This is a genomic window from Rhodococcus sp. RD6.2 (assembly GCF_001040705.1).
Taxonomy (GTDB): Bacteria; Actinomycetota; Actinomycetes; order Mycobacteriales; family Mycobacteriaceae; genus Rhodococcus_G.
Genome location: NZ_CVQP01000007.1, coordinates 438,557 through 463,570, shown reverse-complemented (window position 1 = coordinate 463,570; position 25,014 = coordinate 438,557). Strand labels below are relative to the sequence as shown.

At 69.3% G+C, this 25,014-nt stretch carries 21 protein-coding genes and 1 pseudogene; 6 read left to right on the top strand and 16 right to left on the bottom strand.

Annotated features, from left to right (window positions below; all coding sequences use genetic code 11):
- Positions 1–77: 77 nt before the first annotated feature.
- From ccsB to hppD, 8 genes are all read right to left on the bottom strand, one after another.
- Positions 78–1,052 carry a c-type cytochrome biogenesis protein CcsB gene (ccsB, locus tag RHCRD62_RS15715; RefSeq protein ID WP_050065630.1) on the bottom strand — a complete coding sequence of 325 codons (975 nt, stop codon included), beginning with the start codon at positions 1,050–1,052 and terminating at the stop codon, positions 78–80.
- A gap of 19 nt (positions 1,053–1,071) precedes the next feature.
- Positions 1,072–2,781 carry a cytochrome c biogenesis protein ResB gene (locus RHCRD62_RS15710; protein WP_050065629.1) on the bottom strand — a complete coding sequence of 570 codons (1,710 nt, stop codon included), beginning with the start codon at positions 2,779–2,781 and terminating at the stop codon, positions 1,072–1,074.
- Positions 2,781–3,593: a cytochrome c biogenesis CcdA family protein gene (locus tag RHCRD62_RS15705; RefSeq protein ID WP_050065862.1), complete on the bottom strand. Its 813-nt coding sequence runs from the start codon at positions 3,591–3,593 to the stop codon at positions 2,781–2,783. Before RHCRD62_RS15705 ends, RHCRD62_RS15710 begins: the two co-directional genes overlap by 1 nt.
- Positions 3,594–3,598: 5 nt before the next feature.
- On the bottom strand, positions 3,599–4,246 hold the full coding sequence (locus RHCRD62_RS15700) for a TlpA disulfide reductase family protein (RefSeq protein WP_050065628.1): 648 nt from the start codon (positions 4,244–4,246) through the stop codon (positions 3,599–3,601).
- Positions 4,243–4,911 carry a histidine phosphatase family protein gene (locus RHCRD62_RS15695; protein WP_050065627.1) on the bottom strand — a complete coding sequence of 223 codons (669 nt, stop codon included), beginning with the start codon at positions 4,909–4,911 and terminating at the stop codon, positions 4,243–4,245. The genes RHCRD62_RS15700 and RHCRD62_RS15695 overlap by 4 nt, the downstream gene beginning before the upstream one ends.
- Positions 4,912–4,954: 43 nt before the next feature.
- Positions 4,955–6,268 (bottom strand): glutamate-1-semialdehyde 2,1-aminomutase, encoded by a 1,314-nt coding sequence (gene hemL, locus RHCRD62_RS15690; protein WP_050065626.1) that lies wholly within the window; start codon positions 6,266–6,268, stop codon positions 4,955–4,957.
- 161 nt (positions 6,269–6,429) lie between these two features.
- On the bottom strand, positions 6,430–6,804 hold the full coding sequence (locus RHCRD62_RS15685; protein WP_050065625.1) for a hypothetical protein: 375 nt from the start codon (positions 6,802–6,804) through the stop codon (positions 6,430–6,432).
- 86 nt (positions 6,805–6,890) lie between these two features.
- Positions 6,891–8,093 carry a 4-hydroxyphenylpyruvate dioxygenase gene (gene hppD, locus RHCRD62_RS15680; RefSeq protein ID WP_050065624.1) on the bottom strand — a complete coding sequence of 401 codons (1,203 nt, stop codon included), beginning with the start codon at positions 8,091–8,093 and terminating at the stop codon, positions 6,891–6,893.
- Positions 8,094–8,212: 119 nt separating this feature from the next.
- Between hppD and RHCRD62_RS15675 the strand changes: the two are divergent.
- A pseudogene (locus RHCRD62_RS15675) lies at positions 8,213–8,683 on the top strand (Lrp/AsnC family transcriptional regulator); the annotation flags it as partial.
- Positions 8,684–8,691: 8 nt separating this feature from the next.
- Here the strand turns inward: RHCRD62_RS15675 and RHCRD62_RS26425 are convergent.
- Entirely contained in the window at positions 8,692–9,027 is a 336-nt protein-coding gene (locus RHCRD62_RS26425; RefSeq protein ID WP_050065622.1) for a thioredoxin family protein, read from the bottom strand.
- Positions 9,028–9,058: 31 nt separating this feature from the next.
- Complete coding sequence (locus tag RHCRD62_RS26420; protein ID WP_050065621.1) at positions 9,059–9,481, bottom strand: winged helix-turn-helix transcriptional regulator; 423 nt, start codon at positions 9,479–9,481, stop codon at positions 9,059–9,061.
- Between the two features lie 231 nt (positions 9,482–9,712).
- On the opposite strand from RHCRD62_RS26420, the gene RHCRD62_RS15660 reads away from it, so the two are divergent.
- Entirely contained in the window at positions 9,713–13,921 is a 4,209-nt protein-coding gene (locus RHCRD62_RS15660) for a bifunctional nitrate reductase/sulfite reductase flavoprotein subunit alpha (RefSeq protein ID WP_253277334.1), read from the top strand.
- Between the two features lie 100 nt (positions 13,922–14,021).
- Here RHCRD62_RS15660 and modA read toward each other — a convergent pair whose 3' ends face one another.
- Entirely contained in the window at positions 14,022–14,825 is an 804-nt protein-coding gene (gene modA / locus RHCRD62_RS15655) for a molybdate ABC transporter substrate-binding protein (protein WP_050065620.1), read from the bottom strand.
- Positions 14,826–15,162: 337 nt separating this feature from the next.
- On the opposite strand from modA, the gene RHCRD62_RS15650 reads away from it, so the two are divergent.
- From RHCRD62_RS15650 to RHCRD62_RS15635, 4 genes are read left to right on the top strand one after another with little or no spacing between them, the layout of a single operon-like run.
- Entirely contained in the window at positions 15,163–15,567 is a 405-nt protein-coding gene (locus RHCRD62_RS15650; protein ID WP_050065860.1) for a TOBE domain-containing protein, read from the top strand.
- Between the two features lie 28 nt (positions 15,568–15,595).
- Positions 15,596–16,408: an ABC transporter permease gene (locus tag RHCRD62_RS15645; RefSeq protein WP_050065619.1), complete on the top strand. Its 813-nt coding sequence runs from the start codon at positions 15,596–15,598 to the stop codon at positions 16,406–16,408.
- Complete coding sequence (locus RHCRD62_RS15640; RefSeq protein ID WP_084734294.1) at positions 16,405–17,502, top strand: sulfate/molybdate ABC transporter ATP-binding protein; 1,098 nt, start codon at positions 16,405–16,407, stop codon at positions 17,500–17,502. The genes RHCRD62_RS15645 and RHCRD62_RS15640 overlap by 4 nt, the downstream gene beginning before the upstream one ends.
- Positions 17,503–17,511: 9 nt before the next feature.
- Entirely contained in the window at positions 17,512–19,431 is a 1,920-nt protein-coding gene (locus RHCRD62_RS15635; RefSeq protein ID WP_050065618.1) for an acyl-CoA dehydrogenase family protein, read from the top strand.
- 18 nt (positions 19,432–19,449) lie between these two features.
- Here the strand turns inward: RHCRD62_RS15635 and RHCRD62_RS15630 are convergent, their stop codons facing one another.
- The 5 genes from RHCRD62_RS15630 to RHCRD62_RS15610 all read right to left on the bottom strand — a co-directional run bounded on the left by RHCRD62_RS15630 (position 19,450) and on the right by RHCRD62_RS15610 (position 24,947).
- Positions 19,450–20,586, bottom strand: coding sequence for a PQQ-dependent sugar dehydrogenase (locus tag RHCRD62_RS15630; protein WP_253277352.1), 1,137 nt, complete (start codon positions 20,584–20,586; stop codon positions 19,450–19,452).
- A 69-nt stretch (positions 20,587–20,655) separates the two neighbouring features.
- Positions 20,656–22,179, bottom strand: coding sequence for a flavin-containing monooxygenase (locus tag RHCRD62_RS15625; protein WP_050065616.1), 1,524 nt, complete (start codon positions 22,177–22,179; stop codon positions 20,656–20,658).
- Positions 22,180–22,223: 44 nt separating this feature from the next.
- Positions 22,224–24,362, bottom strand: a complete 2,139-nt coding sequence (locus RHCRD62_RS15620; protein WP_301280726.1) for a heavy metal translocating P-type ATPase — start codon at positions 24,360–24,362, stop codon at positions 22,224–22,226.
- Between the two features lie 74 nt (positions 24,363–24,436).
- A complete protein-coding gene (locus tag RHCRD62_RS15615) occupies positions 24,437–24,640 on the bottom strand; it encodes a heavy-metal-associated domain-containing protein (RefSeq protein WP_050065615.1) in 204 nt (67 codons plus the stop codon).
- Between the two features lie 25 nt (positions 24,641–24,665).
- The gene (locus tag RHCRD62_RS15610) at positions 24,666–24,947 is read right to left on the bottom strand and encodes a metal-sensitive transcriptional regulator (protein ID WP_050065857.1); all 282 of its coding nucleotides are present in this window, start codon (positions 24,945–24,947) and stop codon (positions 24,666–24,668) included.
- Between the last annotated feature and the right edge of the window lie 67 nt (positions 24,948–25,014).

Here is a 25,014-nt window from a genome sequence, read left to right as displayed (position 1 = left end):
CCGCCACGGTTCCGTGCACGTAGCGTTATCCACTCCGTGCAGCGACGTGATCCGAACCTCCGCCATCCGACGAAAGGTCAGTTCAGACCGGCATAGGAGTGCAACCCGGACACCACCATGTTGATGATGAAGAGGTTGAACAGCATCGCGACGAAGCCGGCGACATTGATCCACGCGGCGCGCGTGTCGCGCCAGCCGGCCGTCGCGCGAGCATGCAGGTATGCGGCGTAGATGACCCAGGTGATGAAGGAGACAGTCTCCTTCGGATCCCAGCCCCAGAATCGGCCCCACGCCGCTTCCGCCCAGATCGCCCCGAGTACGACGCCCGCACCGAAGATCGGGAACGCGACGATCGTCGTCTTGTAGGCGAGCCGGTCGAGGGTCTGGGCGTCGGGCAGGCGCGCGGCGAGCCGACCGATCAGACCGGTCGACTCCTCCCCCTTGGGCTGCCGGATGCGCAGCAGGAACAGAATGCTGGCGACGCCGGAGACGAGGAAGATGCCACTGCCGACGCTGATGATGGTCACGTGGATGGGCAGCCAGTAGGACCGCAACGCGGGGACGACGGGTGCCGCGTCCGCGTAGAGCACGGTGCCCGCGAGGAACATCAGGATCAGCACCGGGATCAGCAGGAACGCCCACAGCGACCGGTACTGCTGCTTGCGGAGCGTCGCGACGCCGACTGCAGTCGCCACGGCGACTGCCATGCTCACGAACTCGTACATGTTGCCCAGCGGGAAGCGCTCGGTGGCGAAGCCACGCAGGACGATGGCCGCCCACTGCAGGACGACACCGACGACGAGCACGGCCATCGCCATGTTGCCGAGCCGCTCGGACATCGGCTTGCCCTGCGGCTCGCTCACCCTGCCGGGGACCTGCGCCGACGGCGCGGCGGGCACCCCGCCTGCGGCGACCAGCTCGCGCTCCTGAACAGCACGGGCCCTGGTCGTTGCGTACTGCGCAATGAGCAGTACGAACGCCAGAACGAAGATCGCGAACGCGGATTCGAACGCCAGGTCGCTGTAGTGCGACAAGGTCTCGTTGATCGGCATGCTTTGTCTCTCCTGCGCGTCAGTCGCGGCTGTGCGGTGTGTCGGTCGGTCGCCCGAGGTCTTCGAGCAGCCGCTCTGCGAGCCGGTCGAACTCGTCGCCCCAGCCGGCTTGATCCGTGCGGGCGAGCCCGCCCAGCTCTACTACGGTACGTCGTGGTTCCTCGACCAATGTATCCGACACCGTGTCGGCATCCTGTCCGGCCGGCGCCGGGTACACACGCACCCAGACGCGACGCCGCTTGACCAGCAACGACACCAGCAGCCCACCCAGCATCGTCACCGCGAACACCAGCACCCATGTCTGCGCCGGATCGTGCGACACCTGCAGGTTGACGAAGTCCGTGGCGCCGTCGAACCGGACCACGGTGCCGTCGGACAGGGTCGTGGACTCGCCCGGGTACAGGTTCACCCGGGCCTCCTTCACCATCCGGCCCTGATTTACCAGTTCCTTGCTCAGCGAGAAGATCGACTGCGGGTTACCGGTGTCGAGTCCGGTGTCGCCCTTGTAGACGTCGATGGCCACCGCGGGATCGCTGAGGGCCGGGAAGCTCGACGTCAGCAACTCGCCGTGGAACAGCGCCGTCGGAGCGAACAAGCCCTCGATGCCGATCTGGTTCTTCCGGCGTTCGGTCTCGTCCGGATACAAGCCGCCCGGCGGATCGAACCGCATCGCGCCGCTCGACAGGAACGTCGTCGCGTCGTCCGGACGCCACTGCAGCGTCTCCGTGCGGGTCTCGCCGTTCGGGAACGTGACCGTGAAGGTCGGCGCGTACCCGTGGCCCTGCAGGTAGACGCGGTCGCCCGCGACCCGAAGCGGGTGGTTGACGCGCAGCTGGGTCTCGCGCCAAGTATTGGTCGCGAGGTCGTCGCCTGCCTGGTACTCGACGTTCGAGGTGAACATCTCGGCCTGACCGTTCTCGAGGTAGTCGGCGGTGAAGTCCTTGACCTTCACGCACACCGGCGTCAGACCCAGGCCGTCCTCCTCCAATCCGGCACGGAACGAGTCGAAGGCGGCGGGTGAGGTCGTGCAGACGCCGGGGCCGCCGTCGGCGATGACGATGACCTGACCTTCGTAGCCGAACAGCTTGCCGATGGCGATCGCGGCGAGGAGTCCGACGAGCGAGAGGTGGAACACGAGATTCCCCGCCTCGCGCAGGTAGCCCTTCTCCGCGGACACGGTGATCTCGCCGGGGCGGCCCCCTCGCAGGTCGTCGCCCGAGCGGGTGACGGTCTTCCAGCCGCGCAGCCGGCTCAGCGCACCCGTGACGACCTCATCCGGGGTGGCGGCGACAACGGTCTCCGAGTGATGCGGCAGGCGCGACAGCCTGCGCGGCGCCGCGACCGGTTTGGTGCGCAATGCCTGGAAGTGCTCCCAGCACCGTGGGGTGATGCAGCCGATCAGCGAGACGAACAGCAGCACGTAGATGGCGGTGAACCAGAAGCTGCCGAACACGTCGAACAGTTCGAGGCGGTCCATCCAGGGACCCAGCGTCGGGCGGTTGGCGATGTACTCGTCGACCTTGCCCGCGTTGAGACTGCGCTGCGGCAGCAGCGCCCCGGGGATCGCCGCGATGGCGAGCAGGAACAGCAGGACCAGCGCGGTCCGCATCGATGTCAGTCCGCGCCAGGTGTTGCGCACGAGGGCAACCAGGCGTCCCGCGGCGGACTGCCGTGGAACCGCGGTCCGGCTCTCGTCCGTCACTGCGTCCTCCTTCTCGTCTGCCGTCATCAGATCGGCAGCGTCACATCCGAGACGAATGCATCGCGCACCCATCCCACGAACACGTCCCAGGCACCGGTCACCAGCGCGACACCGACCGCCACGAGCATCACGCCACCGAAGACCTGGATGACGCGGGCATTGCGGCGAAGCCAGCCGACTCCGCGCAGCGCGCCGGCCGACCCGAACGCGAGGATCACGAACGGCAGACCGAGCCCGAGGCAGTAGGCGATCATCAGGATCAGTCCGCGGGCAGCCGTGGCCCCTTCGGTGCCTGCGGCGACGGTGAGCACGCCGGTCAGCGTCGGGCCGAGGCACGGCGTCCAGCCGAGTGCGAAGACGCCGCCGAGCAGCGGCGCCCCGACCAGTCCGGAGATCCGGCGTGGCTCGAACCGCACGTCGCGTTGGAGCGCGGGCACGAGTCCGATGAACACCAGGCCCATCGCGATCGTGACGACGCCGCCGATCCGCTGGAACATCTCGCGGTTCACCGACAGCGCCGACATCGTCCCGAACACCGTCATCGTGGCCAGCACGAACACGACCGTGAAGCCGGCGACGAACAGCGCCGCCGCGCCTGCGACCCGCAGTCGAGCGGTCCGCGTCTCGGTGCGCACGACGGCCTGCTCGGCGGTCACCGGCGGGGCCTCCGCTCCGACGACTCCGGCCAGATACGACAGGTAGCCGGGGACGAGCGGCACGACGCACGGCGACGCGAACGAGACGAGCCCGGCGAGGATGCAGACGAGGAACGCGAGAAGGAGCGGCCCGGACGCCGCGGTGGACTGGAAGGTCTCGCCGACGCCCTGCGCGAGAATCATGCTGTTCACTGCTCCGCCGCGATCCTCTCCACCACGGGCTGCAGGTCGTCCGCGAGCAGCGCCGTCAGGTACACGGCCGCGACGCGGTGCTGGCGGTCGAGGATGAGCGTGGACGGGATGACGCTGGTCGGGTAGCTGCCGCCGAGAGCACCGAGGCTGCGCATCGACGGATCCCAGATCGACGGGAAGGTCACGCCGTAGTTGGTGACGAAGTCCTGCGGCTTGTCGCGCTGCGGGTCCTTGACGTTGATGCCGAGGAACGCGACGCCCTGGTCCTTGGTGGCCTCGTAGACCTTCTCGAGGTCGTCGGCCTCGCCGCGGCACGGTCCGCACCACTGACCCCACAGGTTGACGACGACGACCTGGCCCTCGAAGTCCGACAGGGACAGGGTCTGCCCCTCGTCCATGAGGTTCTCGCCGGTGAGGTTGCCGATGGTTCCGCGGTCGGCGGGCGGGTCGTAGAGGATCTCCGTCTGGCCGCCGGGCGAGACGAAGTCGAAGGTGCCGCCGGTCGCCACGGCGTCGTCGCCGGTGGCGCATGCGGTGGCCACGGTCCCCAGGACCAGGCACGACAGCAGGGCGGCGAGCACTCGTGCGCGTTTCGGTGTTCCAGAGATCCCTGAACCGCGCACGAGCGCGAAGCGCCTGGTCATGCCCCGGTCACCGTCGGATCCGACGCTCCCGCCGGTTCGGAGTAGACGATGTCGACGAGGGTGTCGCCCTCGTAGACCAGGGAGGTCAACGATGCCAGCGCGCACTGCCGGTTCCGCGGGTCGTGCCAGAGCCGCTCACCTTCCAGGAACCGGCGAAGCGTCCACACCGGCAACTGGTGGCTGACGCAGACGGCCTCGTGCCCGACGGCCGCGACGCGCGCGGCGTTGACGGCGGCCAGCATCCGGTGCGCGATCTGCAGGTACGGCTCACCCCACGACGGTGTGAACGGGTCACGCAGCTTGAGCCAGTGCCGCGGGCGACGCAGCGCACCGTCCCCGACGGACACCTTCAGGCCTTCGAAGTCGTTGGCTGCCTCGATGAGGTTGTCGTCGGTGGCGAGCGTCAGCCCGTGCGCGCTGGCGATCGGGGTGGCCGTCTCCTGGGCGCGCTGCAGCGGCGATGCCACGACATGGGTGATGTCGTGGCCCGACAGCACCGACGCGACCGTGCGGGCCTGCGCCTGCCCCGTGACGGAGAGCCGGTAGCCGGGGAGTCGCCCGTAGAGGATGCCCTTCGGGTTGTGGACCTCGCCGTGGCGCAGGACATGGACGATCGTGCGGGATGCGGCGGGCTCTGCGGACGGCGTCTGCTGGGGGCTTGTCACGTGGTCTGCTCCGGGTGCGTGGGCGTGGTCTGTCAGGTTCGGGTCAGCTGCTCGGCGTCGCCGCTGCTGCGGCCGCTGCCGCGGCGGGGACGGCCTCGGCGATGCGGTCGAATGCGGCGTCGTCGAGCGCGGACGAGACGAACCATGCCTCGAACGCGCTGGGCGGTGCGTACACGCCGCGGGAGAGCAGCGCGTGGAAGAAGGCGGGGTACCGCCAGGTGTCGCTGGCCTTCGCCTCCGCGTAGTTGGTGACGGGTCGGTCGGCGAAGAACACGCTCACCATGGTGCCTGCAAATTGCACCTGGTGCCGCACGCCTGCCTCGTGGAGTGCGTCACCGAGCAGGCGGCCGAGTGTCGCGGCGTTCCGTTCGAGGGCGTCGTAGACGTCCTGATCTGCGGCTTTGAGGCTGGCGAGGCCGGCGGCGACGGCGACGGGATTACCCGACAGGGTGCCCGCCTGGTAGACGGGACCGGCAGGCGCGAGGTGGTTCATGACGTCGGCACGGCCACCGAATGCCGCGGCGGGCAGGCCGCCGCTCATCACCTTGCCGAAGGTGGTGAGGTCGCCCGCGACCCCGTCGATGCCATACCAGCCGGAGCGGCTGACGCGGAAGCCGGTCATGACCTCGTCCATGATCAGCAGAGCCCCGTGCTCGGTGCACAGGCGGCGCAGACCCAGGTTGAATCCTGGCTGCGGCGCGACCGCGCCCATGTTGCCCGCGGCGGCCTCCGTGATGACGCAGGCGATCTCGCCGGGATGGGCGGCGAACGCCTCTTCGACCGCGGCGAGGTCGTTGTAGGGCAGGACGATCGTGTCGGACGACTGGGCGCCGGTGACACCGGGCGAGGTGGGCAGCGCAAACGTCGCGAGCCCGGAGCCGGCCTCGGCGAGCAGGGCGTCGACGTGACCGTGGTAGCAGCCGGCGAACTTGACGATCTTGGTGCGGCCGGTGAAGCCGCGGGCCAGGCGGACGGCACTCATCGTCGCCTCGGTGCCCGAGTTGACCAGGCGAACCTGCTCGACGGACGTGCGGTTCACGATCAGTTCGGCGAGTTCGATCTCGCCCTCGGTCGGGGCGCCGAAGGATAGTCCGCCGACGGCGGCCTCGCGCACGGCCTCGACGACAGCGGGGTGCGCGTGTCCCAGGATCATCGGTCCCCACGAGCAGACGAGGTCGACGTAGTCGTTGCCGTCGACGTCGGTGAGGGTGCTGCCCTTCGCCGACGCGATGAACCGCGGCGTGCCACCGACCGACCCGAACGCGCGGACCGGGGAGTTCACGCCACCCGGGATGACCGCGGAGGCCCGTTCGAAGAGTTGTGCGGACCGGGACGCATCAGGCGGGGTGACAGTCACGGCCCCCAGTGTCCCAGTTCCCGATATCTGGACAACGACAGGGTGTCGTTGATGCGTGGTCGACGGGCCGGTCACGAACGGGTCGAGGCCCGGGACGCAGGGTCCCGGGCCTCGACCGGAGCGTTGGTCAGTCGGCGTCGATCAGACGGCGGGGTCGGTGATCAGAAGACGGGGCTGGGCGCGTCCACGATGAGTCCGTGGCAGACGCCGGTGGGCAGGCAGACCTCGTTGATGCGGGCCATCGAGATGCGAACACCGCCGACGACCCGGTAGAACGAGAAGTTACGGCCGTCGATGCTGTGAGCCATCACGCCGGGGATCGTCGTGACGTCCTTGTTCGTGTAGAGCAGGTCGTCCTGGGTGACGACGGGGTTGACGACGTACTCGGTGTGCGACCCGCCGGCGAGTGGTGTGAACCGCTCGGCGACCGACGCGGCGGTCGGGGCTGCCGTTGCGACGGCGGCGGTGGAGGCAAGCACGGCGACGGCTCCGGCCGCGACCGTGCCGATTCGTGCGATGCGAGTGACTGCGCTCATAGTCCCCCGATGAAACACGATGCGGGCTCCGTTCGCCACCGCAACGAGACCGGACGACGGCCGCCACCGTCCCCAGGGCGAGCGGGTCACAGGTTCCCGCGCGCCGCCTGTTCCCGCTCGATCGACTCGAAGAGCGCCTTGAAGTTTCCCTTGCCGAAGCCGAGCGAGCCGTGCCGCTCGATCAGTTCGAAGAACATCGTCGGCCGGTCGCCCAACGGTGTCGTGAAGATCTGCAGGAGGTAGCCGTCCTCGTCGCGGTCGACGAGGATGCCCCGCGCCTTGAGCGCGTCGACGGGCACGCGGACCCGGCCGATCCGGGCCCGGAGCTGTGGATCGTCGTAGTACGAGTCGGGTGTCGCGAGGAACTCGACGCCCTCGGCGCGGAGTGCGTCGACGCTGGCGAGGATGTCGTCGGTGGCCAGGGCGAGGTGCTGGCAGCCGGGTTCGCCGTAGAAGTCGAGATACTCGTCGATCTGCGACCGTTTGCGCCCGACGGCGGGCTCGTTGAGCGGGAACTTGACGCGATGGTTGCCGTTCGCGACGACCTTGCTCATGAGCGCCGAGTACTCGGTGGCGATGTCGTCACCGACGAACTCGGCCATGTTCGTGAAACCCATGACCTCGTTGTAAAACCGCACCCAGTGGTCCATCCGCCCCATCTCGACATTGCCGACGGCGTGGTCGAGTGCCACGAACACCCGCTCGGGTGATCCGGGTCGGCGCGTGAATCCCGCAGTACGGGAATCGAATCCCGGTAGGTACACCCCGCGGTACCCGGACCGGTCGACGAGCGTGTGCCGGGTGCTGCCGTAGGTGGCGAGCGCTGCGAGGCGGACGACGCCGTCACGGTCGCTGACCTCGTGCGGTTCGTCGAGGACGACGGCGCCGTGACGACGTGCGTGCTCGACGCAGCGGTCGACGTCGAGCACCTCGAGGGCGAGGTCGACGACACCGTCGCCGTGCCTGCGGTGATGGTCGGCGAGCGGACTGGACGGGTCGACCGCGCCGCTGAGCACAAACCGAGCCGACCCCGATTCGAGGACGTACGACTTGTGGTCGCGTCGACCGGTTTCGGGTCCGGCGTAGGCGACGAGAGCCATCCCCCACGCCGATGTGAAGTAGTGCGCGGCCTGGGTCGCGTTGCCACACACGAACTCCACCGCGTCCATCCCCACGACGGGGAACGGGTCCGCGGCGTCGTCGTGGTCGACGAGTCCGACGAGTCGCCGCAGCTGCGCGGAACGCAGGTGCGCGGCACGTTCGTGCGAGGTCAGCCTGGCGGCGGTCATACAGATCACTGTCGGACGCGCAGGCCGGCTGTGCAATCACGAGCGTTGACGCTGGTCATTGTGTACAGAATGCTGGGCCATACGCCCTCGACCCTGGACAAAGTGATCAGGAGATCGACATGACACTGGATCGCCTCGACGCCCTGCTGCTGGAACTCCTGCACGACGAACCGAGAATCGGGGTGCTCGAGGCGTCGCGGCGCCTCGGGGTCGCGCGAGGAACGGTGCAGTCGCGGCTCGACCGGCTCGAACGGTCCGGTGTGATCGCCGACCGCTCCCCCACCCTGGGCGCCGCGGCGCTGGGATTCCCGGTGACGGCCTTCGCGACCTTGGAGATCGCGCAGGGGCAGGGGCACAGCGCCGTCATCGAGCACCTGTCCGCGATCCCCGAGGTGCTCGAGGCCCACACGACCACCGGCGCAGGCGATCTACTCATCCGCGTCGTGGCCCGCACGCACGCGGACCTGCAACGGGTGATCAACGAGATCGTCGACGGTAGGCACGTGCTGCGCTCCTCGACGGCGATAGCGCTGGAGACCCCGATCCCGCCGCGGAGCGTGCAGCTGGTGTGGGCCGCCGCGCCCGAACCACGGTGACGTCAGCGGTTCTCGCCCGGCAGGTGCGGCTCGACCTCGCGCAGGATCGCGACCCTCGACTTCGCGCCGACGAGCCGGACGACCCGTTCCCCGCCGACGAACAGCGCCAGGGTCGGCGTGCCCATCACCTGGTACTCGCCGGTCGTGACGGGGTTCGCGGCGACGTCGAGCGAAAGTATCCGCATACGGCCCTGGTGCTCGGCTGCGATCTGTTCGAGTACCGGGGCGATCATCCGGCAGGGCCCGCACCGCTCGGCGGTGAAGTCGACGAGGACCGGTAGGTCGGAGCCGAGGACGTCGGCGGCGAACCGGGAATCGGAGGTGGTGGCGATCGTCACGAGTGGGCCTTCTTCCTGTCGGATGGAGTGATCATCGGTTGACCTGGGCGAGAAGCCGTTGTCCCGGAGCGACTTCCGTTCCGCAGTCGCACACCAGGCGAATGCCGACGTGACCGCCGCAGCCGCCGTGCCGGTAGGACACGTCGGGCACCGCGCCCGATTCGAGGTGCCGCTCCCCCCATTCCGTGAGTGCAGCGAGAACCGGAAGCAGCTCCAGGCCCGCATCGGTGAGGGTGTACTCGAGCCGCGCCCGGCTGCCGGGGACGCGGTACTCGCGGGTGGCCAGCACCCCCGCCGCGACGAGCCGGTGGAGCCGATCCGAGAGCACGGTGCGCGGCGCCCCGGTCGCATCCCGCAGCTCGTCGAAGCGCCGCAGTCCGAGCGACACCTCGCGGACGACGAGCAGCGCCCACCGCTCGCCCAGCAGGGACAACGTGTCCGCCAACGTGGTCATGCAGCTGAGTCTACATTCCAGACCCAGGAGCCGTCTCCGGGCGGAAACCCGATGCCCGGCCGATCGCGCCCGAACTCGGGACGTTCGGAAACGGGGAGTGGGCATCCGTCACACACCCGCAACATCGGAGAACGGACCGCGAAACATCGGTCGTCGACGATCGATCGTGTCGGACCGAAGCCGGCGGGCGACCACAACAACAGTCGGCCAGGAGTCATGGGCGGAGGACGCGTGGGGAAAACCGGGAGCGACCACAGGGTCGAGACACTCTGCGCCTACTGCGGGGTCGGGTGCGGTCTCGTCCTGGACATCACCACGGATCCGGAGACCGGCCGACGACGAGCGGCAAGAGCGTCGGGACACACGGACCATCCGACGAACTTCGGTCGCCTGTGCACGAAGGGGACGACGACCGCCGATCTGCTGGCCGCACCCGGCCGCATGGAATCGGCCTACCTGCGACCGCGACGAGGGGCTCCTGCCCAGGCCGCATCGACGGACGCCGCCATCTCCCGGACCGCCGCCGGGCTGCGCGCGATCGTCGACGAGCACGGGCCGGACGCGGTCGCCCTCTACGTCTCGGGACAGATGTCGCTGGAAGCCCAGTACCTGTCCAACAAGCTGGCCAAGGGCTTCATCGGCACCAACCAGATCGAGTCGAACTCGCGGCTGTGCATGGCCAGCGCGGGTACCGGCTACAAGCAGTCGCTCGGCGCGGACGGTCCGCCCGGCTCGTATCAGGATTTCGACCATGCCGACGTCTTCTTCGTGATCGGCGCCAACATGGCCGACTGCCATCCCATCCTCTTCCTGCGGATGATGGATCGGGTCAAGGCGGGCGCGAAACTCATCGTCGTCGACCCCCGGCGCACCGCCACCGCGGAGAAGGCCGACATGTTCCTGCAGATCGCCCCCGGCACCGACCTCGCCCTCCTCAACGGACTGCTGCACCTGATCACCGAGAACGGACACACCGACCCCGCGTTCATCGCCGAGTTCACCGAGGGTTGGGATGCCATGCCCGCCTTCCTGTCCGAGTACACCCCTGATCGGGTCAGCGAGGTCACGGGAATTCCCGAGGCCGACATCCGCACCGCGGCGCAGTGGATCGGTGAGGCAGCCAACTGGATGAGTTGCTGGACGATGGGACTCAACCAGAGCACGCACGGCACGTGGAACACCAACGCGATCTGCAACCTGCACCTGGCGACCGGCGCGATCTGCAAGCCCGGCAGCGGTCCGTTCTCGCTCACCGGCCAGCCGAACGCGATGGGCGGGCGCGAGATGGGCTACATGGGCCCGGGACTGCCCGGCCAGCGTGCGGTGACGTCCGCCGCCGACCGCGACTTCGTCGAGGACCGATGGGGCATCCCGCGCGGGTCGCTGCGCACGGAGGTCGGCAGCGGAACGATCGACATGTTCTCCCGCATGGCCGACGGCGAGATCAGGGCCTGCTGGATCATCTGCACCAATCCCGTTGCGAGCGTGGCCAACCGCAGGACCGTGCTCGCGGGCCTGGAGAAGGCCGACCTGGTGATCGCCCAGGACGCCTACCTCGACACCGAGACCAACGCGTATGCCGACATCCTGTTGCCTGCCGCGCTGTGGACCGAGTCGGACGGGGTGATGATCAACTCCGAACGCAACCTCACGCTCTCTCGGCAGGCCGTCGACCCGGCCGGGCAGTCCATCCCGGACTGGCAGATCATCGCCCGGATCGCCTGCGAGATGGGCTATGCCGACGCCTTCACGTACGCGTCGGCCGAGGAGGTGTTCGAGGAGATCAGGCAGTTCGCCAATCCGCGAACGGGATACGACCTGCGCGGCGTCACGTACGAGCGGCTGCGGCAGCAGCCGATCCAGTGGCCGTGCCCGCCTGGCGTCACGACCGACCGCCACCCGATCCGCTACCTCAACGACGGTGTGAGCCAACAGCTCCTCGTCCGCGACGACGGCACGACTCCCCGCCTGGCGTTCCCGACCTCGACCGGACGGGCGGCGTTCTTCGCCCGCCCGCACATGCTGCCCGCCGAGATGCCCGACGACGACTTCCCGTTCCTGCTGAACACGGGACGGCTGGCGCACCAGTGGCACACGATGACCAAGACCGGCAAGGTCGCGAAGTTGAACAAACTGAACCCGGGGCCGTTCGTCGAACTGCACCCGGACGACGCCGCACGACTCGGCGTCGTCGACAAGGATCGCGTCGAGGTGGCGTCGCGCCGCGGTCGCGCGGTGCTCCCCGCCGTCGTCACCGATCGGGTGCGGCCGGGAAACTGTTTCGCACCGTTCCACTGGAACGACGTGTTCGGCGAGTACCTGGCGATCAACGCCGTCACCAACGACGCGATCGATCCCGTGTCCCAGCAGCCTGAGTTCAAGGCGTGCGCGGTCACTCTGACGAAGGTCGCTGCCGTCGACGGGCCGGCGGCACCCGCCGCGGCGGCGCCGGCGCACACTCCACCCGCCGCGCTCCCACCTGGCCGGACACCGACGGAGGTGCACACCATGTCCCGGATCGACACTCTCGCCGACCTTCTCGGTGTCGCCGCGCAGCCGGCGCCCGCCCTCGATGCGACCGGGCGCACCTACCTCGCCGGGCTGATCGCTGGACTGCGGACCGACGAGGGTCGCGGCACTCCCGGCGTGCCTGCGCTTCCCGCCGCCGCCCCGTTCGACGTGCCCACCCGAGCCTGGATCGATGGCGTCCTGGCCGGACTGTTCTCCCGCAGTGCCGTTCCCGGTACTGCGCCATCCCCGGATCCCGCAGGGGGCGCGGAGCCCGAGCGCGCCCCGATCGTCGTGCTGTGGGCATCTCAAACAGGCACGGCCGAGGAGTTCGCCGCCACCTGCACGGCCGCCCTCGCCCGGTCGGGGATACCCGCTGCACTGCACGACATGGACACCTTCGCGGCTGCCGATCTCGCGGGGACGCGGGAGTTGCTGGTGATCACCAGCACCTACGGTGACGGCGACGCGCCGGACAACGGGTCCGGTCTGTGGGACGCGCTGTCCGCCGACACCGCACCGCGCCTGACCGACACCCGCTACGCCGTCCTCGCGTTCGGCGACTCCAACTACGACGACTTCTGCGGCCACGGACGCACACTCGACGCCCGCCTCGCCGAACTCGGCGGCGTCCGCATCCTCGACCGGGTCGATTGCGAACCCGACTTCGAGGACGCCGCGGGCGCGTGGCTCACCGCGGTCACCGATGCACTGCGCGCCGCTCCCGCGTCCGGCGGCGCGAACGCCCCGACGGCGACGCCGCCCGCGACGACGGCGACCTCCACTGCCGTCGAATCACCCGCCGAAGCGCCGCAGTACAGCAGGAAGAGTCCGCTGGTGACCGCACTGAAACGCAATGTCACCCTCTCGATGTCGGGGTCGGCGAAGGACGTGCGGCAGTTCGGTTTCCACCTTCCCGAAGGCACCCTGGAGTACGAGGCCGGTGATGCGCTCGGGGTGTGGCCGCGCAACAGCATTCCGTTCGTCGAGGAGTGGCTCGCCACCACCGGACTCGACGGCGACGCGACGGTCGACATCGCCGAGCACGGCGCGATGACACTGCGTCGGGCACTCGTCGACCACCTGGAGATCACCCGTATCACCGGCGATCTGCTCCGTTTCACGCACGAGCGCACCCACGACGCCGAGCTCGCGATGATGATGAAGCCCGAGAACAAGGAACTGCTCGACGACTGGTCATGGGGCAGGCAGTCCCTCGACCTGTTCAGCCGCTCGCCGTTCCGTGCCTCGATCGACGAGTGGCTGTCGGTGCTCAAACCCCTTCAGCCGCGCCTGTACTCGATTTCGTCGAGCCCGAAGGAGAATCCGAACGAGGTGCAGCTGACGGTCTCCGCGGTTCGGTACAACCTCCACGGCGTCCCTCGCCGCGGAGTCTGCTCGACCTATCTGGCCGACCATGCCGCCGACGACGAGATCGGCATCTTCGTGCAGAAGTCGCGGCACTTCCGGCCCCCGGCCGACCCGGACGCGCCGATGATCATGGTCGGGCCCGGCACCGGCATCGCGCCGTTCCGTGCGTTCCTGCACGAACGGCGAGCCCTCGGCCACGCGGGACCGAACTGGCTCTTCTTCGGCGAGCAGCACGCCGCCACGGACTTCTACTACCGGGAGGAGATCGAGGAACTCCGCCGGGACGGCCTCCTCACCGAACTCGACCTCGCGTTCTCCCGCGACCAGACTGAGAAGGTTTACGTCCAGGACCGCATGCGCGAACGCGGCGACCAGCTGTGGAGGTGGCTGCAGAACGGCGCCCACTTCTACGTGTGCGGTGACGCGAACCGGATGGCCAAGGACGTCGACCACGCGCTCTGCGGCATCGTCGCACAGCACGGCAAGCTCGCGCCGCGCAGCGCGGAGGCGTACGTCAAGGCACTCGCGGCCGAGAAGCGCTACGTCCGCGACGTCTACTGAGGGACCGACACGCGTCGAGGGGCCCGCGCGATGCGCGGACCCCTCGGGTCGGCGGCGACCCGAGTCCGATTGAGTGTCGTTCGGTTCCCCGTCGAGCGGGTCAGGGTGCGGCGAAACCGGCGCCTGCGAGGACCTGCTGCCCGACGGGACCGGTGACCAGTTCGACGAAAGCCTTTGCTGCGGACGGGTTCTGCGTGCTCTTCAGAGAAGCGATCGGGTAGGTGTTGACGACAGTGGCCGACTCGGGGAAGTCGACGGTGACCACGGCGTCGCCGGCACCGGCCGCGTCAGTGACGTAGACCAGTCCGGCGTCGGCCTGCCCGGTGGTGACCTTGCCGAGGACGTCGGTGACCGACGACTCCTCACTGACCGGCGCGATGTCGACCCCGGCGGCATCCTCGATCTTCTTGGTCGCCGCGCCGCACGGCACCTGCGGCGCACACACGACCACCTGGTTACCGGGAGCCGCGAGATCGGCGAACGAGGTGATGTTCTTCGGGTTCCCGGGCGGCGTCACGATGGTGAGGGTGTTGGTGGCGAAGTTGGTGGGGCTTCCGTCCACGAGGCCGGCGTCGACGGCCTTGGTCATGTTCGCGGTGTCCGCGGAGGCGAAGACGTCGGCGGGTGCGCCCTGCGTCAACTGGGCGACCAGGTCGGACGACCCGGCGAAGTTGAACGCGACATCGGTCCCCGGATGATCCGCTTCGAACTGCTCGCCCAGTTTCGTGAACGTGGCCTTGAGTGACGCCGCTGCGAACACCGTGAGGTCGCCGGTGATCTGATCGGAGGACGCTGATCCGGTGGTCGTGGTCGTCGTGTCCGTGTCGGAGTTCGACGAGCATCCGGCCACAAGGACGGTTGTCGCGGTCAGGGCCAGCAGGGTGGTGCCGAACAGCCTCTTCATCGATGTTCTCCTGGGTTGTCGCGGACGTGTGGGCGGGTGGGCTCCGATGACAGGATCGAGAACCACACCCACGTCGATTTCTCATCGATTCTCACACGCGGACACATTCGCTCAATTACTACGCAGTTGCGTGCCAATGAACCGAATCTCTCCGAGTATGCCTCTTCCATATGCGGCCGCTCGGAGCGGAACGCACGATTCCGGCCACGGTCGGCGCAACCACCCCGATCCACGGAGGTCCCGCTACGCCTGATCCGTGAATGCGGCAGAATCTCCAGAATGCGTCCGCATAACCGGACGCGCGGAGATTCCGTCGCACCATGTGGAGGAGCACACCATGCCGTCGCTGCGCATCAAGGATGCCGCCGGCCTGCTCGGGGTCAGCGACGACACCGTTCGCCGCTGGATCGACAGCGGAGCGCTGCCCGCCGAGAAGGACGCGGCGGGCCGCAAGGTCGTCGACGGGAAGGTGCTCGCGGAGTTCGCCGCCCTGCACGCGGCTCCCCCGCCGAATCCCCTCGGCTCCGGCACGTCGGCACGCAACCGGTTCGTCGGCCTGGTCACCAAGGTCACCACCGACACCGTGATGGCCGAGGTGCAGATGCAGTGCGGACCGTTCACCGTCGTATCCCTGATGAGCAGCGCGTCGGTCCGGGAACTCGGACTCGAACCCGGTTCGGTGGCCGTCGCGATGGTGAAGGCCACCACTGTCATCGTCGAGACGCCGGAGGGGACGTCGTGACGCGGCCGAGGTCGGGAACCCCGGCGCCGTGAGCCAGGCGTCGCGCGATCCGGGCGGGCAGGTGCGCGTCGGACTGCCCGGTTGGACGTACGTGCCCGCCGCGGTCGGTGCCGCGTTCCTGATTCTCCCCTTGGTCGCGGTTCTCCTCGAGATCGACTGGGGCAACTTCGTTTCCCTCATCACCTCCGAGTCCGCGCGCACCGCACTGCTGCTCAGCCTGAGGACGGCGACGGCGAGCACCGTCGCGTGCATCCTCCTCGGCATCCCACTGGCGTTGGTGTTGGCGCGCGGACGGTTTCGCGGCCGATCGGCGCTGCGTTCGCTGGTCCTGCTTCCGCTGGTGATGCCTCCCGTCGTGGGCGGCATCGCGCTGCTGTACACGTTCGGACGCAACGGCCTGCTCGGCGAGCCGTTGGAGGCGTTCGGCATTCGGATCGCATTCTCGACCACCGCGGTCGTGCTGGCGCAGACGTTCGTGTCGCTGCCGTTCCTCGTGGTCAGCCTCGAAGGCTCACTCCACGTGGCGGGCCGCCGCTACGAGGAGGTCGCAGCGACGCTCGGCGCCCGTCCGACGACTGTGCTGCGCCGCGTGACGCTGCCCCTGGTCCTGCCGGGCCTGGCATCGGGTGCTGTCCTCGCGTTCGCCCGCGCGCTCGGCGAGTTCGGCGCGACCATCACCTTCGCCGGGTCGTTGCAGGGTGTCACCCGCACCCTGCCTCTGGAGATCTACCTGCAGCGCGAAACCGATCCGCATGCCGCGGTGGCCCTGTCCCTGCTGCTGATCGTCGTCGCGGCAGGCATCGTGCTTCTGACCCACCGCCGGTCGGCGGCGGTGCTGTGAGCGACCTGCGCGTCCGGGCCCGACTCGCCCACCGCGGCGCCGCATTCGACGTCGCGCTCGGTGACGGCGAGGTCCTGGCCGTCCTCGGTCCGAACGGTGCGGGCAAGTCGACGCTGCTCGGTCTGATCGCCGGACTGCTGCACCCCGACGAGGGCACGGTGACCCTCGGCGAGCGGACGCTCACCGACACCGCGGCGGGGGTGCTCGTGCCGCCCCACGACCGGGGTGTCGCACTGTTGTCACAGCAACCGCTCCTGTTCCCGCACATGACCGCCGCCGCGAACGTCGCATTCGCCCCGCGCAGCCGTGGGGTGTCCCGCGCCGCGGCCGCGTCGATCGCCGCGCACTGGCTGGGCGAGGTCGATGCCGCGGACCTCGCGGGCAGGCGCCCGGCGCAGTTGTCCGGCGGCCAGGCCCAGCGGATCGCGATCGCCCGGGCGCTTGCCGCGGAGCCGCGACTGCTGCTGCTCGACGAGCCGATGGCCGCTCTCGACGTCGCGGTCGCGCCCGCGTTGCGCAGATTGCTTCGCCGCGTCCTGCGGGAGCAGGGACGAACCGCCGTGATCGTCACGCACGACCTGCTCGACGCCCTCGCCCTCGCCGACCGGGTGGCCGTCGTCGAGTCGGGGCGCATCGTCGAGTCCGGCACGGTCCGTGACGTCCTCGCGACGCCGCGCAGCGCCTTCGCCGCGCGGATCGCGGGCGTCAACCTCCTCACCGGCGTGCAGGTCGGCACCGATACCATCGAAACACCTTGGGGCGATATCGTTTCCGGGGTCACCGGGTCGGACGAAGCCGGGTCCGGACCGCAGGCGGTCGCGCTGTTCCGGCCTGCCGCGGTGGCCGTGCACATCGAACCCCCGCACGGCAGTCCACGCAACTGCTTCGCCGTCACCATCGACGAACTCGAGATGCACGGGGCCGCGATACGCGTCCGCGCCGAGGAGAACCAGGACGGCAGCACCGGCCTGGCAGCGGACGTCACGCCCGCCTCGGTCGCCGAACTCGACCTGGTCCCGGGAAGGCGGGTGTTCTTCGTGGTCAAGGCGCAGGAGGTGTCGTTGCATCCCGCGCTCGCGGCACACGTTCGCTAGGTTGGCTGTATGGCTACCACGGCAGACCATCTCCGGACCACACTCGACGGACGCTGGAACGACGTGCGCGAGAAGGTGCGCAGCGACCTCTCCCGGCCGGAGTTCACGCCCCATTTCACCCCCGATCTCGCCGAAGCCCGCGCGAAGACGCTGAGTCAGATGCACCTCCTCACCGAGTCGGGTTTCGCAGCAGACGGTTTCGCATCGGATCACGGCGGAACCGGGAACGTGGGCGCCGCCGTGACGGCCATCGAGATGGTCGCGATGTCGGACCTCTCGCTGATGGTCAAGTCGGGAGTGCAGTGGGGTCTTTTCGGCGGTGCGATCGAAAACCTCGGCACCGCACCCCATCACGAACGGTATGTCCGTCCGACCATCGATCTCGATCTCCTCGGGTGTTTCGCCATGACGGAGACCGGTCACGGCAGCGACGTCCAGGCCCTCGAAACCACGGCCACCTACGACGCGTACGCCGGGGAGTTCGTGGTCCACTCACCGACGCCGTCGGCACGCAAGGACTACATCGGCGGCGCGGCGCAGCACGCCCGCATGGCAGCGGTGTTCGCGCAGCTGATCACCGCGGGCCCCGATGAGGAACCGGAGTCGAAGGGAGTGCACTGCTTCCTCGTTCCGATCCGCGACGACGACGGCGCCGACCTGCCCGGTGTCGTCACCTCCGACTGCGGATTCAAGGGCGGGCTACCCGGCGTCGACAACGGCCGGATCGTCTTCGAACACGTGCGAATTCCCCGCGAGAACCTGCTGAACCGCTACGCGGACGTCGCGGCCGACGGCACCTACTCGTCCCCGATCGACAGCCCCACCCGCCGGTTCTTCACCATGGTCGGCACCCTCGTCCGCGGCCGGGTCACGGTCGGGGGCGCGGCAGGCGCGGGCGCCCGGGTCGCGTTGGACATCGCGACCCGATATGCCCTGCAGCGCAGGCAGTTCGACCGTCCCGAATCCGGGGACGAAGTGCTGATCATGGACTATCTGGTGCATCAACGTCGACTGCTGCCGCTGATCGCCCGGTCCTACGCACTGCACTTCGCACAGAACGAGCTCGTCACCCGGCTGCACGAGATCCAGACGGCGGAGGAGGTCGATCCGCAGGAGCAGCGGGAACTGGAAGCGCGGGCAGCCGGGCTGAAGGCCGCGAACACCTGGCACGCGACGCGCGCCATCCAGGAGTGCCGCGAGGCCTGCGGCGGCGCGGGCTATCTGACGGAGAACCGTCTCGTCACCCTGAAGGCGGACACCGACGTGTTCACCACGTTCGAGGGCGACAACCACGTCCTCACGCAGCTCGTCGCGAAGGAGCTGCTCACCTCGTACGCCGAGGAGGTGCGCGGGATGAGCCCCGTCGAGTGGATGCGGTTCGCCGCCACGACCGTCTCCGACGTGGTCAAGAAGCGCACCGCCGCGCAGCAGATCATCCAGACCATCCTCGACACCCGGCAGGACAACGAGGAGGACGGAAGCCTGTTCAACCGCGGCACCCAGCTGACGATGTTTTCCGACCGCGAGGAGTACCTGCTGTCGACGGCGGCGCGGAGACTGCAGGGTGCGAGCAAGCGGGAGGACGACCCGTTCGACGCGTTCAACTTCGTGCAGGATCACGTGCTGCGTGCGGCGCAGGCGCACATCGACAGGGTGGTGCTGGAGGCGTTCGTCGCCGGTATCGACTCGTGCGTCGACGAGGAGGCCGCGGCGCTGCTCGGCGACCTGTGCGACCTGTACGCGCTGTCGGTGATCGAGGACGACAAGGCGTGGTTCATCGAGCACCGGCACCTGTCGGTGGAGCGGGCGAAGGCCGTCACCCGCGGCGTCAACGAACGCTGTCGGTCACTGCGCCCGCACGCGCTCACCCTCGTCGAAGGATTCGGGATCCCCGCAGCGGTACGCGGCGCCGCGATGCTCCGACCGTAGTGGGAGTTTCGCGGGGCGTCAGGACGTGGGCGTGACGCGGAGAACCTTGTCGGCCGCACCGTTGTCGGTGGTGACGAGAAGCGCACCGTCCGATGCGAGCGTCACCGATCGCAACCGCCCGAACTGCCCTTCCAGCGCGACGGCCTGCTCGGTGACGGACAGTCCGTCGTCGGCGAGCCGCAGCAGCACCAGCTTCCGCTCCTGCTGGCTGGTGACGACGAGGGTTCCGGCCCACGGCCCCCAGATCGCACCGTCGAGGAACGTGCCGCCCGGCGTCGCGATGGTCGGCGCACCCGAACTCCACACCGCGGCAACGGCTCCCGGCACCCGATCCGGATCGGTCATGGGAACCGATTCGTCGTAGACGGCGGGCCTGCGGTCCGGGCGGTAACCGTAGTTGGATCCGGCGCTCAGCAGATTCACCTCGTCGTCGGCCCTGGTGCCCTGTTCGATTCCGTAGAGGCGGCCGGTGCCGGGCTGCAACGCCAGTCCCTGGACGTTGCGGTGCCCGAGGGTGAACACCGGGCGGGCGGGATCGGGGTTTCCCGCGGCGGGGGTGCCGTCCACGTTGACGTGCAACACCTTTCCCCCGAGCGACGCCGGGTCCTGCGGGGCGGTCGGAGACGTCGAGTCGCCGGTACCGATGTACAGGGTGCCGTCGGGGTGCGCGAACACCCGGCAGCCGCCGTGCCTGCCGGTCGAGGTGACGGGGAGGCCGGTGAGGACGTCGGCGCCGCGCGTGAGCTGTGTCCAGCCCTCGTCGACGGTCCAGGACACCACCCGCACGTCTCGTCCCGCACCATCGACCGAACTCGTGTCGAGCCGCCCGGTGACGGAACCTGCCCCGCCGGGATCCTGGTGCCCCTGGCACGTGAACAGGGTGCGGTTCGACGCGAAGTCGCGGGACAACGCGATTCCCATCAGCCCGGTCTCGCCTGCCGCGAACAGGTCCGCCAGGTCGGCCGCGACCTCCCCCGACGAGCCGTCCGGCCGCAACACAACGAACCGACCCGACCGCTCACCGGTGAGGATCGCCCCGTCCGGCGCCTCCACCACGTCCCATGGCTTCGCCAGCCCGTCGAGGACGGTTGTCACCGACACCTCCGGTCCGGCCACGAGCGGCGCGGGCGGCGCGGGCGGCGCGCACGCGACCAGTACCGAAGCGACCACCACGACAGCACCCAGGACTGCGCCGGCATCGACAACCTTCACGATCCAACCCCGTCACCTCTGCGTCTGACGAACTCCGTCCAACACTAGGGGACGCTGCGGAGATTGTCCGGATCGAAATGCCCCGGCGCTCGCCCCGATCAGATGATGGTCCCGCAACCGGACCCGACGGGTCCGCAACCGGTACTTCCACGAGAATCCCGGCCACAGAGCGTGATTGCGACCACGGCCGTCGAGATACCAGCTTCCGCAACCACCTGTGCTCCACACCGCGCGCCGCAGCCGCTGCTGCACCCCGGCGTCCACCGCCTCCTGCACCTCCTCGCGAACGTCGAGCGCCGCGGCGCCGACCCGGTCCAGCGCCCTGATCGCGTCCAGGACGTACCGGATCTGCGACTCGATCATGAACACCACCGAGTTGTGGCCGAGGCCGGTGTTGGGACCGGACAGCAGGAACAGGTTGGGCATGCCCGCGACGGTGATCCCGTGGTGCGTCCGGACGCCGCCACTCATCCACCGCTGCTGCAGTGTCGTGCCGCCGCGCCCGGTCAACGGCAGGGCGGCCAGCGACCCGGCGACCCGGAATCCGGTCGCGTACACCAGGACGTCGGCGGGTCGGGTGACGCCGTCTGCCGTGACGATCCCGGTCGGGGTGACGTGGCCGACGGCCGTCGTCACAACGCGGGTCGACCCCGACGCGAGGGCGGGAAAGTAGTTGTCCGACCGGATGATCCGTTTGCATCCGATGCGATGGTCCGGTGTCAGGGCGCGCCGGAGCTCGGGGTCGGCCACCTGCGCGTGCAGGTGCCGCACTGCGCGCCTGTGCATCAGTGCGGACGCCACCGTCGACCCGGCGAAGGCGGGAGCCGTCGCCTCCGCGCGCCAGTACCAGCCGATCCGGGCGAGGCGCGGCAGCCGCGGTGGCCGCGTTCCGAGCGGCGGGAGCACCCACGCCGGGGTGCGCTGGTACACGTCCACCGCGCCTGCTCGCTCGACGATCTCCGGGATCAGTTGCGCCGCGGACGCCCCGGTGCCGATGACGGCGACGCGTTTGCCGTCGAGGTCGATGCGCTCGTCCCAGTCGGCCGTGTGGACCACCGGACCGGCGAAGGAGTCGACGCCGACGATCCGCGGCCGTTTCGGCAGATGCAGGGCGCCGGTCGCGGCGACGAGGAACTGCGCCTCGAACGCGCGGCCGTCGGCGGTGACCACCGTCCAACGCGCCGCGCCCTCGTCCCACTCGCCGCGGACCACCTCGGCGCCGAACTCGATGCGGTCGGCGAACCCGCTGCCGAGTGTGCGCAGGTAGTCGAGGATCTCCGGTTGCCGGGCCCGGGCATCGCTCCACCCGTCGCCCCGCGCGAAGGAGTACGAGTAGAGCACCGACGGAATGTCGCAGGCACAACCCGGGTAGGTGTTGTCCCGCCAGGTTCCGCCGAGGTCTCCGGCCTTCTCCAGGACCACGAAGTCACGGATGCCCGCACGCTGCAGGCGGGCTGCCATGCCGAGTCCGGCGAACCCGGCTCCGATCACCAGCACCCGAGTCGATCGCATCTCGTTGTTCCACGTCACCGCCATACTTGAACAGTGTTCAAGTATGGCGGTGTGAACGCAAGTTGCTCCTACCGGGCGAAACGTCGCAGGCGCAGGCTGTTGCCGACCACGAACACCGAGGACGCCGCCATCGCGGCACCCGCGATCATCGGGTTGAGCAGGCCGAACGCCGCCAACGGGATCGCGGCCACGTTGTAGGCGAAGGCCCAGAACAGGTTCGCCCTGATCGTGTTCAGCGTCACCCGAGCCAGCCGGATCGCCTGCGGAACCGACCGCAGATCACCGCGGACGAGGACCAGGTCGCCCGCCTCGATGGCGGCGTCGGTGCCGGTCCCCATCGCGAGCCCGACGTCCGCGGTCGCGAGCGCGGCGGCGTCGTTGACGCCGTCGCCGACCATCGCGACGGCGCGGCCCTCACCCTGCAACCGGCCGACCTCGGCAGCCTTCTCGTCGGGAAGAACCCCGGCGATCACCCGCTCGATCCCCACCTCGTCGGCCACGCGGCGCGCCACGGACTCGGAGTCGCCGGTCAGCAGGACCGGCGTCATCCCGAGCGCCCGGATCTGCGAGATCGCTTCGGCGCTGGTGGGTTTCACCGCGTCCGCGACGCCGATCGCACCGCGGACGGCGCCGCCCCACGAGACCGCGACCGTGGTGTCACCGGAGTCGAACGCGCCGGCCAACTCCGCGGGAACGGCATGCTCGGGCCTGCCGACGGTGACCCGCAGCCCGTCGACGGTGCCGACGACGCCGACACCCGCACGGTTCGAGAAGTCGGCCACGGCGAACGACCCGGCGCCTGCGGCGGCGATCGCCCGCGCCACCGGATGCTCCGACGCCGACTCGACAGCCGCGGCCAACGCGAGCACGCGGTCGCGGTCCTCACCGTCCGCAGCCACGACGGAACGGACGATCATCGTTCCGGTGGTGACGGTGCCGGTCTTGTCGAGGACCACGGTGTCGATGCGCTTGGTCTGTTCGAGGACCTCGGGCCCACGGATCAGAATGCCGAGCTGCGCGCCACGGCCGGTGCCCACGAGAAGAGCGGTGGGCGTGGCCAGTCCGAGCGCGCAGGGGCAGGCGACGATGAGGACGGCGACGACCGCGGTGAACGCCTCGGTCGCGGCGTGACCGGTGAGCAGCCAGCCGCCGAGGGTGAGCGCGGCGAGCACGAGCACGACGGGCACGAACACCGCCGACACCCGGTCGGCGAGCCGCGCGACCTCGGCCTTGCCGTTCTGCGCGTCGGTGACCATCTTGGCGATGTGCGCCAACTGCGTGTCGGCACCGACCTTGTCGGCCCGCACCACCAGGTGTCCGTCGGTGTTCACGGTGCCGCCGACCACGGCGTCGCCCTCGGCGACGTCGACGGGCACCGACTCGCCGGTCATCGTCGACGCGTCGACGGCTGCACGGCCGCGGAGCACGACACCGTCGGTGGCGATCTTCTCTCCGGGCCGGACCGCGAACCGGTCCCCCACCCGCAGGTGCTGCACCGGGATCCGCGTCTCCTCGTCGCCTGCACCGAGAACTGCGACGTCCTTGGCTCCGACTTCGAGCAGGGCCCGAAGAGCGCTTCCCGCACGCCTTTTCGCCTTCGCTTCCGCGTACCGGCCCGCGAGCAGGAACACCGTCACCGCCGCCGCGACCTCGAGGTAGAGCTGACCGGACGGGTCGTGCGCTCCGAGCCCGAAGGAGAACTCGTGCGTCATCCCGATGTGTCCCGCGGTGCCGAACACCAGGGCCCACAACGACCATCCGTAGGCGGCGAGGGTGCCGACCGAGACCAGGGTGTCCATCGTCGACGCGCCGTGCCGGGCGTTGATCAGGGCCGCGCGGTGGAACGGATAACCACCCCAGAACACGATGACGGTCGTGAGCGCGAGGCAGATCCACTGCCAGTAGTCGAACTGGAGCGCCGGAATCATCGACAGCGCGACCACCGGCACACCGGCCACCGCGGACACCAGCAGGCGCGGGCCGAGTGAATCGGTGCGCGCCCCGTCGTCTTCGGGTTCCTCGGCGACCTCGGCGGCGGTGTAGCCGGCCGACTCGATCGCCGCGACGAGGTCGTCGACGGACACGCCGTCGGGCCTGCTGACGTGCGCCCGCTCGGTCGCGAAGTTCACCGTCGCGGTGACGCCGTCGAGCTTGCCGAGCTTGCGTTCGATCCGACTCGCACAGGAGGCGCAGGTCATGCCGCCGATGTCGAAGTCGACGTCGACGTCGGATGATCGCGCGCCCGCCCGCTCGGCCTCGCGCGGCGTAACGGCACCGCCGGTCACGAGGTCAGCTCGTATCCCGCCTCTTCGACGGCCGCGGCGACGGCGGCCCGGTCGAGCGGGGCGTCGCTGGTCACGTCGACGCGGCCGGTTCCGAGGTCGACGACGACCTCGGTGACGCCCGCGATCTCGGTCAACTCCTCGGTGACGGACGCGACGCAGTGCTGACAGGTCATTCCGGCGACGGTGTAGGTGCTCTGCATGTCTGTGCCTTCCAGCGGGGGTGTGTCAGGACTTGACGAGACGGGCGATGGCGGCGGACGCCTCCTTGACCTTCGCGTCCGCTTCGGGCCCACCCTGGCGTGCCGCTTCGACGACGCAGTGCGAGAGGTGCTCGTCGAGCAGCTTGAGGGAGACCGACTGCAGCGCGCTCGTCACCGCCGACACCTGGGTGAGGATGTCGATGCAGTAGCGGTCGTCGTCGACCATCCGGGAGATGCCCGCGACCTGCCCCTCGATGCGCCGCAGCCGCTTGAGGAGGGCTTCTTTCTCGGCCGAGTATCCGTTCATGCCCATATCATACCCCCCGTGGGTATGACTGTCCGGGATGGGCGGGACCGCCGGACATCGACGAAAG

Excerpts from the sequence above, each read along its gene's own strand:
- ccsB (WP_050065630.1), bottom strand. The coding sequence starts at position 1,052 with ATGCCGATCAACGAGACCTTGTCGCACTACAGCGACCTGGCGTTCGAA.
- RHCRD62_RS15710 (WP_050065629.1), bottom strand. The coding sequence starts at position 2,781 with ATGACGGCAGACGAGAAGGAGGACGCAGTGACGGACGAGAGCCGGACC.
- RHCRD62_RS15705 (WP_050065862.1), bottom strand. The coding sequence starts at position 3,593 with ATGATTCTCGCGCAGGGCGTCGGCGAGACCTTCCAGTCCACCGCGGCG.
- RHCRD62_RS15700 (WP_050065628.1), bottom strand. The coding sequence starts at position 4,246 with ATGACCAGGCGCTTCGCGCTCGTGCGCGGTTCAGGGATCTCTGGAACA.
- RHCRD62_RS15685 (WP_050065625.1), bottom strand. The coding sequence starts at position 6,804 with ATGAGCGCAGTCACTCGCATCGCACGAATCGGCACGGTCGCGGCCGGA.
- hppD (WP_050065624.1), bottom strand. The coding sequence starts at position 8,093 with ATGACCGCCGCCAGGCTGACCTCGCACGAACGTGCCGCGCACCTGCGT.
- RHCRD62_RS26420 (WP_050065621.1), bottom strand. The coding sequence starts at position 9,481 with ATGACCACGTTGGCGGACACGTTGTCCCTGCTGGGCGAGCGGTGGGCG.
- modA (WP_050065620.1), bottom strand. The coding sequence starts at position 14,825 with ATGAAGAGGCTGTTCGGCACCACCCTGCTGGCCCTGACCGCGACAACC.
- RHCRD62_RS15650 (WP_050065860.1), top strand. The coding sequence starts at position 15,163 with ATGCCGTCGCTGCGCATCAAGGATGCCGCCGGCCTGCTCGGGGTCAGC.
- RHCRD62_RS15635 (WP_050065618.1), top strand. The coding sequence starts at position 17,512 with ATGGCTACCACGGCAGACCATCTCCGGACCACACTCGACGGACGCTGG.
- RHCRD62_RS15625 (WP_050065616.1), bottom strand. The coding sequence starts at position 22,179 with ATGGCGGTGACGTGGAACAACGAGATGCGATCGACTCGGGTGCTGGTG.
- RHCRD62_RS15615 (WP_050065615.1), bottom strand. The coding sequence starts at position 24,640 with ATGCAGAGCACCTACACCGTCGCCGGAATGACCTGTCAGCACTGCGTC.
- RHCRD62_RS15610 (WP_050065857.1), bottom strand. The coding sequence starts at position 24,947 with ATGAACGGATACTCGGCCGAGAAAGAAGCCCTCCTCAAGCGGCTGCGG.